Genomic DNA, 14,059 nt, shown 5'->3' with positions numbered 1-14,059 from the left:
TTCCCGCCGTCACCGGGCCCCCTCCCGTGATCCCGCTCATGCCGCGACCCCCGCATCCTTCTCCGTCGTACCCGACGCACCCGACGCATCCGACGCCTCGCGCGCGATCCCCAGGAACGCCTCCTCCAGCGAGGCCGACCGCACGTCCAGCCCCCGCAGCTCGACCCCGGCCCGTTCGGCCCACACCAGCACTCCGGTGGCCGCCCGCTGCAACTGCCGCGTCCGCAGCCGGACATGGCGGCCGTCGACCTCGTGGCCGGACACCCCCAGCTCATCCAGCGGCGGCAGGTCGCCGACGAAGTACCCCTCGGGCAGCTCGAAGGAGATCCGCGACGGCTGCGCGGCGGTCACCTCGGCCGGTGTCCCGGCGGCGGCGATGCGCCCCTGGTGCAGGATGGCCAGCCGGTCGGCGAGACCCTCCGCCTCCTCCAGGTAGTGCGTGGTCAGCAGCACCGTCGTCCCGGCGTCCCGCAGGGCCCGCACCAGGTCCCAGGTGTCCCGGCGCCCCTCCGCGTCCAGACCGGTCGTCGGCTCGTCGAGGAACAGCACCTCCGGTTCCCCGAGCAGCGCCAGCGCCAGATCGAGCCGCCGCCGCTCACCCCCGGACAGCTGCTTCACCCGCACCCCGGCCTTCCCTGCCAGCCCGACCAGTGCCAGCGCCTCCTCGACCGGCCGGGCCCCGCTCACACAGCCCGCCCACATCCGCGCGGTCTCCTTGACGGTCAGCTCCGACGGAAAGCCGCCCTCCTGCAACATCACGCCGGTACGCGGCCGTACGGCGGCCCGGTCGGCGTAGGGGTCGTGGCCGAGGACCCTGATCTCACCGCCGTCGGGCCGCTCGAGCCCCTCCAGCAGTTCGACCGTCGACGTCTTGCCGGCCCCGTTGGTGCCCAGCAGCGCGAAGATCTCCCCCCGGTTCACGTGGAAGGAGATCCCGCGCACCGCCTCGAACCCGCCCCCGTACACACGCCGGAGGCCGGTGGCCTCTATCACGTGTTCTTCCCCGTTCCAGGTCTCCCTGGCTTCCCGGGCCTTCCTGGTCTCCCTGGCTTCCATGTCTCCAGCGTCCCGGCGGCCGGGCGCGGACAGCAGTGCGCGCTGTCACCACTCCGCATGACAAATGTCAGAACAGTCGTGGAGTCGCGAAGTCGCCGGGACATACGGAAAAGACCCCGGTCCATTGGACCGGGGTCTCATTCCCGAGCGGACGACGAGGCTCGAACTCGCGACCTCAACCTTGGCAAGGTTGCGCTCTACCAACTGAGCTACGTCCGCATTGCCTCCGACCGGCTTTCACCGATCGGTGCGAGCACCAGCCTACCTGATCCACCTGTGTGGTCGGGACGGCGATGCAGAGCGGGTGACAGGGATCGCACACTGCGCCTTCCCCCTGGAAGGGGGATGTTCTACTACTGAACTACACCCGCGTGGCCTCCGTGAGCTGGGCTTTTCGGCCCCGCCCGGCGGCGTGCTCCAGACATTAGCCGACCATGAGGGGGGTAGCGCAAGTCGGTTGTCCCCAGGGCCCCCTGAGGGACCCGGGGCCGCCCCGGCGGACCGGATCACCTGGACGCGCTCACCCGGACCGAATCACCCCGATGGGGTCACTCGGACCGAATCGTCCGGATTGGCTCCCCGGGGGACGAACCAGCCGGACCGAACCAGCCGGACCGCAGCCGGACCGGATCCCCCGGACCGAATCAGCCGGACCGGTTCACTGGGCCTCGGCGAACGCCTCGTAGACCTTCTTGGGGATCCGCCCGCGTGCGGGCACGTCCATCTTGTTCGCCTGGGCCCAGGCGCGCACGGCAGCCGGGTCGGGGGCGACCTCCGTCTGCTTGTACGCCCTGCCGGACCTCGACCGCTTGCGGCCGGCCTCCACGTACGGCGCGAGCGCCTTACGCAGTTTCTTGGCATTGGTTTCATTCAGGTCGATCTCGTACGACTTGCCGTCGAGTCCGAAGGCGATCGTTTCCGCCGCTTCCGAGCCGTCGATGTCGTCAAAGAGAGTGACCACGACCTTCTGCGCCACGAATATCGGTCCCTTCGTGCGACAGCTCTGCGATGACGTGCCAAGACGTCACGGAGTTGTCGACTGTCCGCCTGTTATGGGGCAAAGTATCGGCTATTGCCAATTCATTTGTACAGTGCCCGGCAATGGAATGTGAAGCTCGACTAAATCTCCCCGCGTGTCCCAGCGCAATAGGGAAGCGGTCCGCATCCGGGATCTTTCCCTGAACTTTTCGTGAAGAGCCAGCTCCGCTACCTGATCGTGATGCCGGGCGTGATCGCGCTCACGTAGATTCCTACAACTCTACTCGCGTAGAAATTTTGTGCGGGTAGTCTGAACACACCTGCAGGAACCTGCTCAGCACCACAACACCGGGAGTGCCAGTGGCACGCGTCGTAGTCGACGTCATGCTCAAGCCGGAGATCCTCGACCCCCAGGGCCAGGCGGTGCAGCGCGCACTGCCGCGGCTGGGTTTCGACGGCATCTCCGACGTACGTCAGGGAAAGCGATTCGAACTGGAAGTTGACGGGCCGGTCGACGAGGCCATGCTCGCCCGCATCCACGATCTCGCGGAATCCTTCCTCGCCAACACCGTGATCGAGGACTTCACCGTCAAGGTCGAGTCCGAAGAAGCAGTCGCGGAGGCCGTGAAGTGACCGCTCGTATTGGCGTCGTCACTTTCCCGGGCAGCCTCGACGACCGGGACACCCAGCGCGCGATCCGCCTCGCGGGCGCCGAACCGGTCGCCCTCTGGCACAAGGACAAGAACCTCCACCAGGTCGACGCCGTGGTGCTGTGCGGAGGTTTCTCCTACGGCGACTATCTGCGCGCCGGTGCCATCGCCCGCTTCTCGCCGGTGATGGAGCCCCTCCTCGAGCAGGCCAAGGCCGGTCTGCCGGTCCTCGGCATCTGCAACGGCTTCCAGATCCTCACCGAGGCCCACCTCCTCCCGGGCGCGATGCTCGGCAACGACCACCTCCACTTCATCTGCCGCGACCAGAAGCTGCGGGTGGAGAACGCGGAGACCTCCTGGACCAGCGACTACACCGCGGGCCAGGAGATCAGCATCCCGCTGAAGAACATGGACGGCCGGTACGTCGCCGACGCGTACACCCTCGACAAGCTCGAGGCCGAGGGCCGGGTCGCCTTCCGCTACCTGGTCCACGGCGAAGCCGCCGACGGCTACGGCAACCCGAACGGCTCGCTCCGCGACATCGCCGGCATCACCAACGAGGCCGGGAACGTCGTGGGCCTCATGCCGCACCCCGAGCACGCCGTGGAGCCGCTGATCGGCAGCGGCCGCACCGACGGCCTCCCCTTCTTCACCTCGATCCTCAAGAAGCTGGTCAACGTATGAGCCGGACGCCTCTGGACACGGTCGAGCACGCGGCCGCGACCCCCGACGTCGAGCTGCCCTGGGCCGAACTCGGCCTGAAGAAGGACGAGTACGAGCGGGTGGTGGAGATCCTCGGCCGCCGGCCCACCGGTGCCGAGCTCGCCATGTACTCCGTGATGTGGTCCGAGCACTGCTCGTACAAGTCCTCCAAGGTCCACCTCCGCCAGTTCGGCGAGAAGGCCCCCCAGTCCGACGCCCTCCTCGTCGGCATCGGTGAGAACGCCGGTGTCGTCGACGTCGGCCAGGGCTACGCGGTCACCTTCAAGGTCGAGTCGCACAACCACCCGTCGTACGTCGAGCCCTACCAGGGCGCGGCCACGGGTGTCGGCGGCATCGTCCGCGACATCATCGCGATGGGCGCCCGCCCGGTCGCCGTCGTGGACCCGCTGCGCTTCGGCGCGGCCGACCACCCCGACACCAGGCGCGTCCTGCCGGGCGTCGTCGCCGGCATCGGCGGTTACGGCAACTGCCTGGGCCTGCCGAACATCGGCGGCGAAGTCGTCTTCGACGCCTGCTACCAGGGCAACCCGCTGGTCAACGCCGGTGCCATCGGCGTGATGCGGCACGAGGACATCCACCTCGCGAAGGCCTCCGGCGCGGGCAACAAGGTCATCCTCTACGGCGCCCGCACCGGCGGCGACGGCATCGGCGGCGCCTCGATCCTCGCCTCCGAGACCTTCGACGACGCCAAGCCGTCGAAGCGGCCGGCCGTCCAGGTCGGCGACCCCTTCCAGGAGAAGCTCCTCATCGAGTGCACCCTGGAGGCGTTCAGGGAGAAGCTGGTCGTCGGCATCCAGGACCTCGGCGCCGCCGGTCTGTCCTGCGCCACCTCCGAGCTGGCCTCCAACGGCTCCGGTGGCATGCGCGTCGTCCTGGACGACGTACCGCTGCGCGACTCCACGCTCTCGCCCGAGGAGATCCTCATGAGCGAGTCGCAGGAGCGCATGTGCGCGGTCGTCGAGCCGGGCAAGGTCGACCGCTTCCTGGAGATCTGCGCGAAGTGGGACGTCATCGCCACCGTCATCGGTGAGGTGACCGACGGCGACCGCCTGGAGATCTACTGGCACGGCGGCAAGATCGTCGACGTCGACCCGCGCACGGTCGCCCACGAGGGCCCGGTCTACGAGCGCCCCTACGCCCGTCCGGAGTGGCAGGACGCCCTCCAGGCGGACGACGCCAACAAGCTGCCGCGCCCGCGGACCGGCGAGGAGCTGAAGGACCAGGTCCTGAAGCTGGTGTCGTCCCCGAACCAGGCCTCCAAGAAGTGGATCACCTCGCAGTACGACCACTTCGTGCAGGGCAACACCGTCCTCGCCCAGCCCGAGGACTCCGGCATGATCCGCATCGACGAGGAGACCGGCCTCGGCGTCGCCATCGCGACCGACGGCAACGGCCGGTACGCCAAGCTGGACCCGTACGCGGGCGCGCAGCTGGCCCTCTCGGAGGCGTACCGGAACGTGGCGACGACCGGCGCCAAGCCGCTCGCCGTCTCCGACTGCCTGAACTTCGGCTCGCCCGAGGACCCGGCGGTGATGTGGCAGTTCGCGGAGGCCATCCGCGGCCTCGCCGACGCCTGCCAGCAGCTCGGCACCCCGGTGACGGGCGGCAACGTCTCGCTCTACAACCAGACGGGCGAGGTGGCCATCCACCCGACGCCGGTCGTGGCCGTGCTCGGCGTCATCGACGACGTCGCCCGCCGCACGCCGGTCGCCTTCCAGGAGGAGGGCCAGCTGCTGTACCTCCTCGGCGACACCCGTGAGGAGTTCGGCGGCTCGGCCTGGTCGCAGGTGATCCACGACCACCTCGGCGGCCTGCCCCCGAAGGTCGACCTGGAGCGCGAGCGCCTGCTGGCCGAGATCCTGATCGCCGCCTCCCGCGACGGCATGATCGACTCCGCGCACGACCTCTCCGACGGCGGCCTGATCCAGGCGGTCGTGGAGTCCTCGCTGCTCGGCGGCAAGGGTGCCCGCCTGATCGTCCCGGACGGCCTGGACGCCTTCACCTTCCTCTTCTCGGAGTCGGCCGGCCGCGCGGTCGTCGCCGTCCCGCGCTCGGAGGAGGTCCGCTTCAACGACATGTGCGGCGCCCGCGGCCTCCCGGCCACCCGCATCGGTGTCGTCGACGGCGACACGGTCGAGCTCCAGGGCGAGTTCGAGCTGTCCCTCGAGGACCTGCGCACCGCGCACGAGGCGACCATCCCGGCGCTGCTCGCGTAGCCGCGGTCGTACGACGGTCGAGGCCCCGCCCGTTCCCCCGGGCGGGGCCTTCGTCCGTCCCGCACGGCATAGGCTCATGGTCATGTCCCCGGCGAAGAAGCGCACCAGGACCTACGACCCCGCCAGGATCCGCACCGCGGTCCTGGCCCAGCTCGGCCACGTGCGCCAGGCGGTCGTCACCCTGACGCCCGAGCAGCTCGCGCTGCCGACCCGGCTGGGGGACTGGACCGTGCGGGACCTGGTCGCGCACATCGGGATGGCCCTGACGGCGATCGGCCGGTCCCTCGACCTGCCGGAGCCACCGCGGCAGGACGCCATGATCCTCGACTGGCCGTTCGCGACCTCCGCGAGCTCCGCGGCCATCGACGAGTTCACCCGGCGGCTGTCCGAGGAGAACCCGGATCTGGACGCCTACCTCACGGGCGTGGCCCGGGGTCTCGCCGAACAGCTCGACGCCCACCCCGCCACCCGGCTGCTCCAGACCAACGCGGGCGCGCTGCCCCTGGCCGACTACCTGGTCACGCGCACCGTCGAACTCGTCGTCCACACCGACGACCTCAACGCCGCCGTGCCCGGCCTGGACGTCCCCTACGACCGTCAGGTCCTCGCCGCCGCCACCCGCCTCCTCGCCGACGCCCTCGCGGTCAGGGCGCCCGGCGGGGCGACGGAGGTGCGCGTGCCGCCGTACGCCGTCGTGCAGTGCGTCGAGGGCCCCCGGCACACGCGCGGCACCCCGCCCAACGTCGTCGAGACCGACCCGCTGACCTGGGTCCGGCTGGCGACCGGGCGGCTGGCCTGGAAGGACGCCGTGGAGGACGCGAAGGTGAGCGCGAGCGGGGAGCGGGCGGACCTCACGGAGCTGCTGCCGCTGATGTCCTGACGCCCAGGATGCCGATTGATGTGCGACACCTCACTTGCGCCACCGGAACCAGCACGCGGCCCGCCCCCACCGGGGCGTCCCCATCGCCCGAGTGGATCACCGTATCCATGCGCTGACCTGCGGAGATGAGGCGACTGCGGTGGGGGTGACCGACTCAAGATCGAGTTACCGGCAAGTATCCCCAATTCGGACCAGTGGTCGACCTCGCCTACACTCGATGACGTGCCACGTGGTGACGGTCGACTCAATCACGATCTGCTTCCCGGTGAGAAAGGCCCCCAGGACGCTTGTGGCGTCTTCGGTGTCTGGGCTCCGGGTGAAGAGGTCGCAAAGCTCACGTACTTCGGGCTCTACGCCCTCCAGCATCGGGGCCAGGAATCCGCGGGAATCGCGGTCAGCAACGGCTCCCAGATCCTCGTCTTCAAGGACATGGGCCTGGTCTCCCAGGTCTTCGACGAGACCTCGCTCGGTTCCCTCCAGGGTCACATCGCGGTCGGACACGCCCGCTACTCGACCACCGGCGCCTCCGTGTGGGAGAACGCCCAGCCGACGTTCCGCGCCACCGCGCACGGCTCGATCGCGCTCGGTCACAACGGCAACCTCGTCAACACCGCCCAGCTCGCCGAGATGGTCGCCGACCTGCCCAAGCAGGAAGGCCGCACCCCGCGCGTGGCGGCCACCAACGACACCGACCTGCTCACCGCGCTGCTCGCGGCCCAGGTCGACGAGGACGGCAAGCCGCTGACCATCGAAGAGGCCGCCCACCAGATCCTCCCGCAGGTCAAGGGCGCCTTCTCGCTCGTCTTCATGGACGAGCACACCCTCTACGCGGCGCGCGACCCGCAGGGCATCCGTCCGCTGGTCCTCGGCCGGCTGGAGCGCGGCTGGGTCGTCGCCTCCGAGTCCGCCGCCCTCGACATCTGCGGCGCCAGCTACGTCCGCGAGATCGAGCCGGGCGAGTTCGTCGCCATCGACGAGAACGGTCTGCGCACCTCCCGCTTCGCGGAAGCGAAGCCCAAGGGCTGTGTCTTCGAGTACGTGTACCTGGCCCGCCCCGACACCGACATCGCCGGCCGGAACGTGTACCTCTCCCGCGTGGAGATGGGCCGCCGCCTGGCCAAGGAGGCCCCGGCCGAGGCCGACCTGGTCATAGCGACCCCGGAGTCCGGCACGCCCGCCGCCATCGGCTACGCGGAGGCCTCGGGCATCCCCTTCGGCGCGGGCCTGGTCAAGAACGCGTACGTCGGCCGGACCTTCATCCAGCCCTCGCAGACCATCCGCCAGCTCGGCATCCGCCTGAAGCTGAACCCGCTCAAGGAAGTCATCAAGGGCAAGCGCCTGGTCGTCGTCGACGACTCCATCGTCCGCGGCAACACGCAGCGGGCCCTGGTCCGCATGCTCCGCGAGGCGGGCGCCGCCGAGGTCCACATCCGGATCTCCTCGCCGCCCGTGAAGTGGCCCTGCTTCTTCGGCATCGACTTCGCCACCCGCGCCGAGCTCATCGCCAACGGCATGACCATCGACGAGATCGGCACCTCGCTCGGCGCCGACTCCCTGGCGTACATCTCCATCGACGGCATGATCGAGGCGACCACCATCGCCAAGCCGAACCTCTGCCGCGCCTGCTTCGACGGCGAGTACCCGATGGATCTCCCCGACCCCGAGCTGCTCGGCAAGCAGCTCCTGGAGACGGAGCTGGCCGCGGGCCCGGCCGCCACGGCCGCGGCCGACGCGATCCGCCGCCCGTAAGCCTCGTACGTATCACCAACCCGAAAGATCCCAGGCAATGTCTGCTGTGCCAGACCAGTCGACTCCGTCGACGGGCAATCCCGGTGTTTCCGGTGCTTCCTACGCGGCTGCCGGCGTCGACATCGAAGCGGGTGACCGCGCGGTCGAGCTGATGAAGGAGTGGGTGAAGAAGACGCAGCGCCCCGAGGTCCTCGGCGGCCTCGGCGGCTTCGCCGGCCTCTTCGACGCCTCCGCCCTCAAGCGCTACGAGCGCCCGCTGCTCGCCTCCGCCACGGACGGCGTCGGCACCAAGGTCGACGTGGCCCGCCAGCTCGGCGTGTACGACACGATCGGCCGCGACCTGGTCGCCATGGTCATGGACGACATCGTCGTGTGCGGCGCCGAGCCGCTGTTCATGACCGACTACATCTGCGTCGGCAAGGTCCACCCCGAGCGCGTCGCCGCCATCGTGAAGGGCATCGCGGAGGGCTGTGTGCTGGCCGGCTGCGCCCTGGTGGGCGGTGAGACGGCCGAGCACCCGGGCCTGCTGGGCGAGGACGACTTCGACGTCGCCGGCGCCGGTACGGGCGTCGTGGAGGCCGACCGCCTGCTGGGCGCCGACCGCATCCGCACGGGTGACACGGTGATCGCCATGGCGGCCTCCGGCCTTCACTCGAACGGGTACTCGCTCGTCCGGCACGTCCTGCTGAACCAGGCCGGCCTCTCCCTCGAAGCGCGTGTCGAGGAACTCGGCCGCACCCTCGGCGAGGAACTCCTGGAACCGACGAAGATCTACTCCCTGGACTGCCTGGCCCTGACCCGCACCACCGAGGTCCACGCCTTCAGCCACGTGACCGGCGGCGGACTCGCGGCCAACCTCGCCCGGGTCGTCCCGGACGGACTGCACGCGATCGTCGACCGCTCCACCTGGACGCCCGCCCCGATCTTCGACCTCGTCGGCCGGACCGGGAACGTCGAGCGGCTGGAGCTGGAGAAGACCCTCAACATGGGCGTCGGCATGATCGCGATCGTGCCCGAGGAGTCGACGGACGTGGCCCTGACGACGCTGGCCGACCGCGGGGTCGACGCCTGGGTCGCCGGCAAGATCACCGAGCGGGGCGAGCACACCAGTGGTGCCGCCCTGGTCGGGGACTACGCCGGCTGAACCCTGCGGACAGCACAAGACCCGGTCGGTGACCGAAGTCACCGACCGGGTGAGTGCTCAGTGCAAGGTCAAGCGCCGCGACGGTGTTGTCGCGAGGAGTCGTCGTCCTCGTCCTCGTCGTCCTCGTACAGATCGGCGTACCGGCTGTAGAGGTCGTCGTCGTGCTCATCGTCCTCGAACGGGTCGCCGTTCGGCGACGTGTTCGACGTCGATGCGCCCAGCTCTTCGGCCAGGCGTGAGAGGTCCGTCCCGCCGCTGTTGTACTTCAGCTGGCGGGCGACCTTCGCTTGCTTGGCCTTGGCCCGGCCGCGCCCCATGGCTCGACCCCCTCAACGACGGGGCTCGACGGCCCCAGAGTCTTGACACGCGTTCATGATCCGGAACGGACTCTCCGCAGAGAGGCCGGTCCGTAGGGCTTCCACGGTACCTGAGCCCGCACCCATACGGTACGTCGCCCGTAGGACGCGCGTGTGCGCAGAACCTTCGAGGCGCCCCGTCCTCGCTGGTCAGTGGCGATTTTAACCACTTATTGGCGCACGACCCGCCGGTAGGAGTGAGAGTTCTCTCCAACTTTCCACCAGCAGGTACCGAACAAACCCTCGAACGGAACGAGGCCGCGGCCTTCCGGAGGCTCAGCGGAACCCCGTCCTCCGCCTCACCACCCGCGCGCCCGGGCCGCGTCGTGCATCCGCTGCTCGGCGATCCGGTCGGCCGCCGCGGCCGGCGGAATCCCGTCCGCCTTCGCACGTGCGAAGATGGCGAGCGTGGTGTCGAAGATCTTCGCCGCCTTCGCCCTGCACCGGTCGAAGTCGAAGCCGTGCAGCTCGTCGGCGACCTGGATGACCCCGCCGGCGTTCACCACGTAGTCCGGCGCGTACAGGATCCCGCGGTCGGCGAGGTCCTTCTCGACGCCCGGGTGGGCGAGCTGGTTGTTGGCCGCGCCGCAGACGATCCGGGCGGTCAGCGCCGGCACGGAGTCGTCGTTCAGCGCCCCGCCCAGCGCGCAGGGGGCGTAGATGTCGAGCCCGTCGACCCGGATCAGCGCCTCGGTGTCCGCGACCGCCGTCACGCCCTCGGCGTACCGGTCGAGGATCCGGCGCACGGCCTCCTCGCGCACGTCGGTGACGACGACCTCGGCGCCCTCTTTGCGCAGGTGCTCCACCAGGTGGTGGCCGACCTTGCCGACGCCCGCGACACCGACTCTGCGGCCGTGCAGCGACGGGTCGCCCCACAGGTGCTGGGCGCTGGCCCGCATGCCCTGGTAGACGCCGAAGGCGGTCAGGACCGACGAGTCGCCGGCGCCGCCGTTCTCCGGGGAGCGTCCGGTCGTCCAGCGGCACTCGCGTGCCACGACGTCCATGTCGGCCACGTACGTGCCGACGTCACAGGCGGTCACATAGCGACCGCCGAGCGAGGCCACGAAACGGCCGTACGCGAGCAGCAGCTTCTCGGTCTTGATCGTGTCGGGATCACCGATGATCACGGCCTTGCCGCCGCCGTGGTCCAGCCCGGCCATGGCGTTCTTGTACGACATCCCGCGCGCGAGGTTCAGGGCGTCGGCGACGGCCTCCTCCTCGGTCGCGTACGGGTAGAAGCGCGTACCGCCGAGCGCGGGGCCCAGGGCGGTGGAGTGGAGGGCGATGACGGCCTTGAGGCCACTGGCCCGGTCCTGGCAGAGCACGACCTGCTCATGGCCACCCTGATCCGAGTGGAAGAGGGTGTTGAGTACGTCAACTGGGGCGCCGGATACGTCGGTCACGGTGGTGACTCCTGGGTAACTAGCGGCTGGTGGGACGGCGGCTCCCGTACGGGTGGCGGGGCCTGTGGGATGAGCGTAGAGCCTGTGCGGCCCACCGAACGCGTGGTGGTCCGGATCACCTTCTTGCGGAGTACGGACGTGGGACGATTTGCATGTTTTCCGGCCCGTTCGGCAGGGGGCCGGACAGGTTTCCCGTTCGGCCGGAGGGGGAGGGAGGAGGCGTGTCCCAGGTGTCCTCGGTGATCGTTCCGTACGCGGCCTATCTGCGCGTGTACGAGCCGCTGGGCGCCTTCCCCGAGCCCGAGCGCGGCCACTGGGAGCGCTACGCCCGCCGTCCCGACCGCCCCTCCTACCAGGACGAGCTGCGCCGCTCACTGGCCGACCTGCTGCCCACCCCGCCGGTGGCGGTGCCGGTGCACGAGAGCGGGGACGCCTTCGTCCTCGACGTGGACGGCGTGGTGTGCGTCTGCCCGTGGCGCACCCGGCTGCGCGGCTGGCAGGCCCTCGGGGAACTGGGCGACGAGCTGCCCGGGCCGGTCCTGGACACGGTCCTGCCCCCGGTGGTCCGCCTCCAGGCCGCCCAGGACTACGAGCGCTGGCTGGCCCGCAACCCCGACGCCCGCCCCTGGATCCTCACGGCGACCTGGCACGTCCCGCTGAACTGGTTCGTGCTCGTCTCCGACGAGGAGCGCGAGTGGGACAAGGGGACGGCGGAGCTGCCCCCCGTGCTGCGCTACCGCACTCCGATGGTGCAGGCCCGCCGCCGGGTGGCCCGGGGTCTGCGCGCGCTCAGGGACGCGATCGACGAGGGGCCGCTGATCGACGGCCTGGTGGACGTGGGGCGCTGGCTGGAGGAGTTCCACCCGCGCTCGCTGGTCGAGCTGGACTACGGCGGCCTCGTGCACACCGTGCCGGCCGGGGATCTGGAGAGCGATCACTCGGCGGCGGACGTCGCCGAGGGCATCGAGGCCCTGCGGCGCGGCGACGGGAGCGCGGCGGGCGAGGCGTACGCCCGGCTCGTGGAGCGGTGGCGGTCGGTGCGGGACCGGCGCTCGGCCAACTGACGGTGTGACAGACGCGACAGGCGTTTCCTTAGTGACGTACGTCACGGCCCTGGAGGCCGAGAGCAGCGTACGGTCTACCGCACTTCACGGAACTGACGGGGCGTTGATCCCGTTCCGGGCGTATGGCGCAAGAGTCGCGAAGGGTGATGGACCGCACGTACGCGGCCCTTGCGCCGCTTGCCCCTCCTCGTGCCAAAATAGGACAAGGAGTCCGGGGAGGCTCCGTCCGTCCACTTGTGCTCCATCGTGGGGGGAATCTCAGCATTGCACGCTTTGGGGGGTCTGGTGACTCCTGATCGCCATGTGACTGATCGTCACACTGGCGTGACTGTCCGCTATGGCATGGTCCATCGGCTTCCGTCGCCGATGAACACCTGGGGGGCAATTCCATCGGTTTGGCCGACGCGGCTGGACGGATGGTGTAGTTGTAGTGCCGAGGACAAGCCGTTCGTCCTATAACCGACTCGACTCGCGTCCGCCATTTCGGGCAACGCGGGTCAAGGTGCAGAATTTAGAGGAAAGAACCGAGAAGGTTCGGTTCTCCCGAGGAGGCCGCTCATGACCGCTCGCACCCCTGATGCTGAGCCGCTGCTGACCCCGGCTGAGGTCGCCACCATGTTCCGCGTGGACCCGAAGACGGTGACGCGGTGGGCGAAGGCCGGCAAGCTCACGTCGATCCGTACGCTCGGCGGGCACCGCCGTTACCGCGAGGCCGAGGTCCGCGCCCTGCTGGCGGGCATCCCGCAGCAGCGCAGCGAGGCCTGAACAACTGAATAACCGGGCAACGCCGCAGGTCCCCCAATCTGCCGAGGCGCCCGAACCCTAGCTCCAAGCGACGCGGGTCCTGCCCCAACAGGCCCGTAACCCACACGGTGCGTCGTCGATCGCGCTGGACTCCGCCGGGTCCAGCGCGATCTTTTTTGTGCCCGCGACCTGTCTGTCGGGGGGCTCTGTGAGCGGCCTTGTCGGAGTCTGGGGAGTCTCTGGGAGGGTTCCGAGGAGCCTCCTGCAGAGGGGTGCCGGTGGGGTGCACGGAGTGGTGCAATTGCACATATTAAATTGACTAGTTGTAGGAGACTGGTAAGAACCCCGGTTTCGGAAACTCATGCGGTGACACCCGTCACATGCCACTGGCCTTGTCGTCGGCGGCGCAGGTGCGCTAGAGGAAGCGCTTGCTTCCCTCCGCCCCAGGACCCCACGCCCGTAAGGCCGTTGGGGCCGCGACGGTCACGCGGTCGAGGGCTCGTCGCCCCCGCGCGCCTCCTGCGGGGCCTGGGTGCCCCGTGGAGCGCCGTCCATCGCCAGCCGCAGCAGACGGTGGCAGATGGGGCAGTGGCGGGTCAGGTGCCGGTAGGACGACGCGGCCGACAGATGCGCGCGGAGCAGGGCCCGCGTCTCGTGCCTAGCCGATGCCGCCATACGCCACCTCCAGAAGGCCCACGCGGGGAACGTGGCCCTGAACTCTGGGGTACCGAGGGAAAGTGACGCCGTCAAGGGAGCGGGGCGCGTGCGAGGGGCCGCGCGGGCTTTCGAGGCCCGCCGGAATGCCTGGAATGCCCGGACAGGTGGCGAGTTCGGGCGGGGGGACCTGGGCTACGGGTGTGGCCGTCCCGGCGGGATGTGCCGCACCGTGACCGCGGCTGTGCCGCGGGGTGGTCTCCGCCCCGGCGGGGCGATTGCCTGGGTGCGGGCATGCGAAGAGCCCGGGTCCGAAGACCCGGGCTCTCGTTCACTGCGGTCCTGACGGGATTTGAACCCGCGGCCTCCACCTTGACAGGGTGGCGAGCACTCCAAACTGCTCCACAGGACCAGGTTTCGCGGCACTCGGTGTTGCGCTGTG

At 69.7% G+C, this 14,059-nt stretch carries 13 protein-coding genes and 3 tRNA genes; 8 read left to right on the top strand and 8 right to left on the bottom strand.

Annotated features, from left to right (window positions below; genetic code table 11):
* Window positions 1-36 precede the first annotated feature (36 nt).
* The 4 genes from ACF1A1_RS04585 to ACF1A1_RS04570 form a co-directional block, all read right to left on the bottom strand.
* Window positions 37-1,056, bottom strand: coding sequence for an ABC transporter ATP-binding protein (locus ACF1A1_RS04585; protein WP_391645407.1), 1,020 nt, complete (start codon window positions 1,054-1,056; stop codon window positions 37-39).
* Window positions 1,057-1,202: 146 nt separating this feature from the next.
* Window positions 1,203-1,275 (bottom strand) — tRNA-Gly (locus tag ACF1A1_RS04580).
* 80 nt (window positions 1,276-1,355) lie between these two features.
* Window positions 1,356-1,427: transfer RNA gene (locus ACF1A1_RS04575), tRNA-Gly, on the bottom strand.
* A gap of 287 nt (window positions 1,428-1,714) precedes the next feature.
* Window positions 1,715-2,032: an Lsr2 family protein gene (locus ACF1A1_RS04570; protein ID WP_391645405.1), complete on the bottom strand. Its 318-nt coding sequence runs from the start codon at window positions 2,030-2,032 to the stop codon at window positions 1,715-1,717.
* Between the two features lie 362 nt (window positions 2,033-2,394).
* Between ACF1A1_RS04570 and purS the strand changes: the two genes are divergently transcribed.
* The 6 genes from purS (at window position 2,395) to purM (ending at window position 9,396) form a co-directional block, all read left to right on the top strand.
* Complete coding sequence (gene purS, locus ACF1A1_RS04565; protein ID WP_391645403.1) at window positions 2,395-2,667, top strand: phosphoribosylformylglycinamidine synthase subunit PurS; 273 nt, start codon at window positions 2,395-2,397, stop codon at window positions 2,665-2,667.
* The gene (purQ, locus tag ACF1A1_RS04560; RefSeq protein WP_391645401.1) at window positions 2,664-3,368 is read left to right on the top strand and encodes a phosphoribosylformylglycinamidine synthase subunit PurQ; all 705 of its coding nucleotides are present in this window, start codon (window positions 2,664-2,666) and stop codon (window positions 3,366-3,368) included. The genes purS and purQ overlap by 4 nt, the downstream gene beginning before the upstream one ends.
* Window positions 3,365-5,623, top strand: a complete 2,259-nt coding sequence (gene purL / locus ACF1A1_RS04555; protein WP_391645399.1) for a phosphoribosylformylglycinamidine synthase subunit PurL — start codon at window positions 3,365-3,367, stop codon at window positions 5,621-5,623. The genes purQ and purL overlap by 4 nt, the downstream gene beginning before the upstream one ends.
* Window positions 5,624-5,705: 82 nt before the next feature.
* On the top strand, window positions 5,706-6,503 hold the full coding sequence (locus tag ACF1A1_RS04550; protein ID WP_391645397.1) for a sterol carrier family protein: 798 nt from the start codon (window positions 5,706-5,708) through the stop codon (window positions 6,501-6,503).
* Between the two features lie 222 nt (window positions 6,504-6,725).
* Window positions 6,726-8,252 (top strand): amidophosphoribosyltransferase, encoded by a 1,527-nt coding sequence (gene purF, locus ACF1A1_RS04545; RefSeq protein ID WP_391645395.1) that lies wholly within the window; start codon window positions 6,726-6,728, stop codon window positions 8,250-8,252.
* Between the two features lie 37 nt (window positions 8,253-8,289).
* Window positions 8,290-9,396, top strand: coding sequence for a phosphoribosylformylglycinamidine cyclo-ligase (gene purM / locus ACF1A1_RS04540; protein WP_391645393.1), 1,107 nt, complete (start codon window positions 8,290-8,292; stop codon window positions 9,394-9,396).
* Between the two features lie 68 nt (window positions 9,397-9,464).
* Here the strand turns inward: purM and ACF1A1_RS04535 are convergent, their stop codons facing one another.
* On the bottom strand, window positions 9,465-9,713 hold the full coding sequence (locus ACF1A1_RS04535; protein ID WP_391645391.1) for a DUF3073 domain-containing protein: 249 nt from the start codon (window positions 9,711-9,713) through the stop codon (window positions 9,465-9,467).
* Window positions 9,714-10,051: 338 nt separating this feature from the next.
* A complete protein-coding gene (locus tag ACF1A1_RS04530) occupies window positions 10,052-11,155 on the bottom strand; it encodes a Leu/Phe/Val dehydrogenase (protein ID WP_391645389.1) in 1,104 nt (367 codons plus the stop codon).
* Window positions 11,156-11,376: 221 nt separating this feature from the next.
* Between ACF1A1_RS04530 and ACF1A1_RS04525 the strand changes: the two genes are divergently transcribed.
* Window positions 11,377-12,219: a hypothetical protein gene (locus ACF1A1_RS04525; RefSeq protein WP_391645387.1), complete on the top strand. Its 843-nt coding sequence runs from the start codon at window positions 11,377-11,379 to the stop codon at window positions 12,217-12,219.
* Between the two features lie 558 nt (window positions 12,220-12,777).
* A complete protein-coding gene (gene bldC, locus ACF1A1_RS04520; protein WP_003949541.1) occupies window positions 12,778-12,984 on the top strand; it encodes a developmental transcriptional regulator BldC in 207 nt (68 codons plus the stop codon).
* Between the two features lie 462 nt (window positions 12,985-13,446).
* On the opposite strand, the gene ACF1A1_RS04515 is transcribed toward bldC, so the two are convergent.
* Both ACF1A1_RS04515 and ACF1A1_RS04510 read right to left on the bottom strand, forming a co-directional pair.
* On the bottom strand, window positions 13,447-13,638 hold the full coding sequence (locus ACF1A1_RS04515; RefSeq protein WP_391645385.1) for a DUF6274 family protein: 192 nt from the start codon (window positions 13,636-13,638) through the stop codon (window positions 13,447-13,449).
* A gap of 316 nt (window positions 13,639-13,954) precedes the next feature.
* Window positions 13,955-14,029, bottom strand: a tRNA-Asp gene (locus ACF1A1_RS04510).
* Window positions 14,030-14,059: the final 30 nt, after the last annotated feature.

Origin of the sequence: Streptomyces sp. NPDC014995, assembly GCF_043080745.1 — a bacterium.
GTDB lineage: Bacteria > Actinomycetota > Actinomycetes > Streptomycetales > Streptomycetaceae > Streptomyces.
The sequence above is the reverse complement of the archived record's forward strand: the minus strand, read 5'-3'. Positions and strand labels throughout refer to the sequence as shown.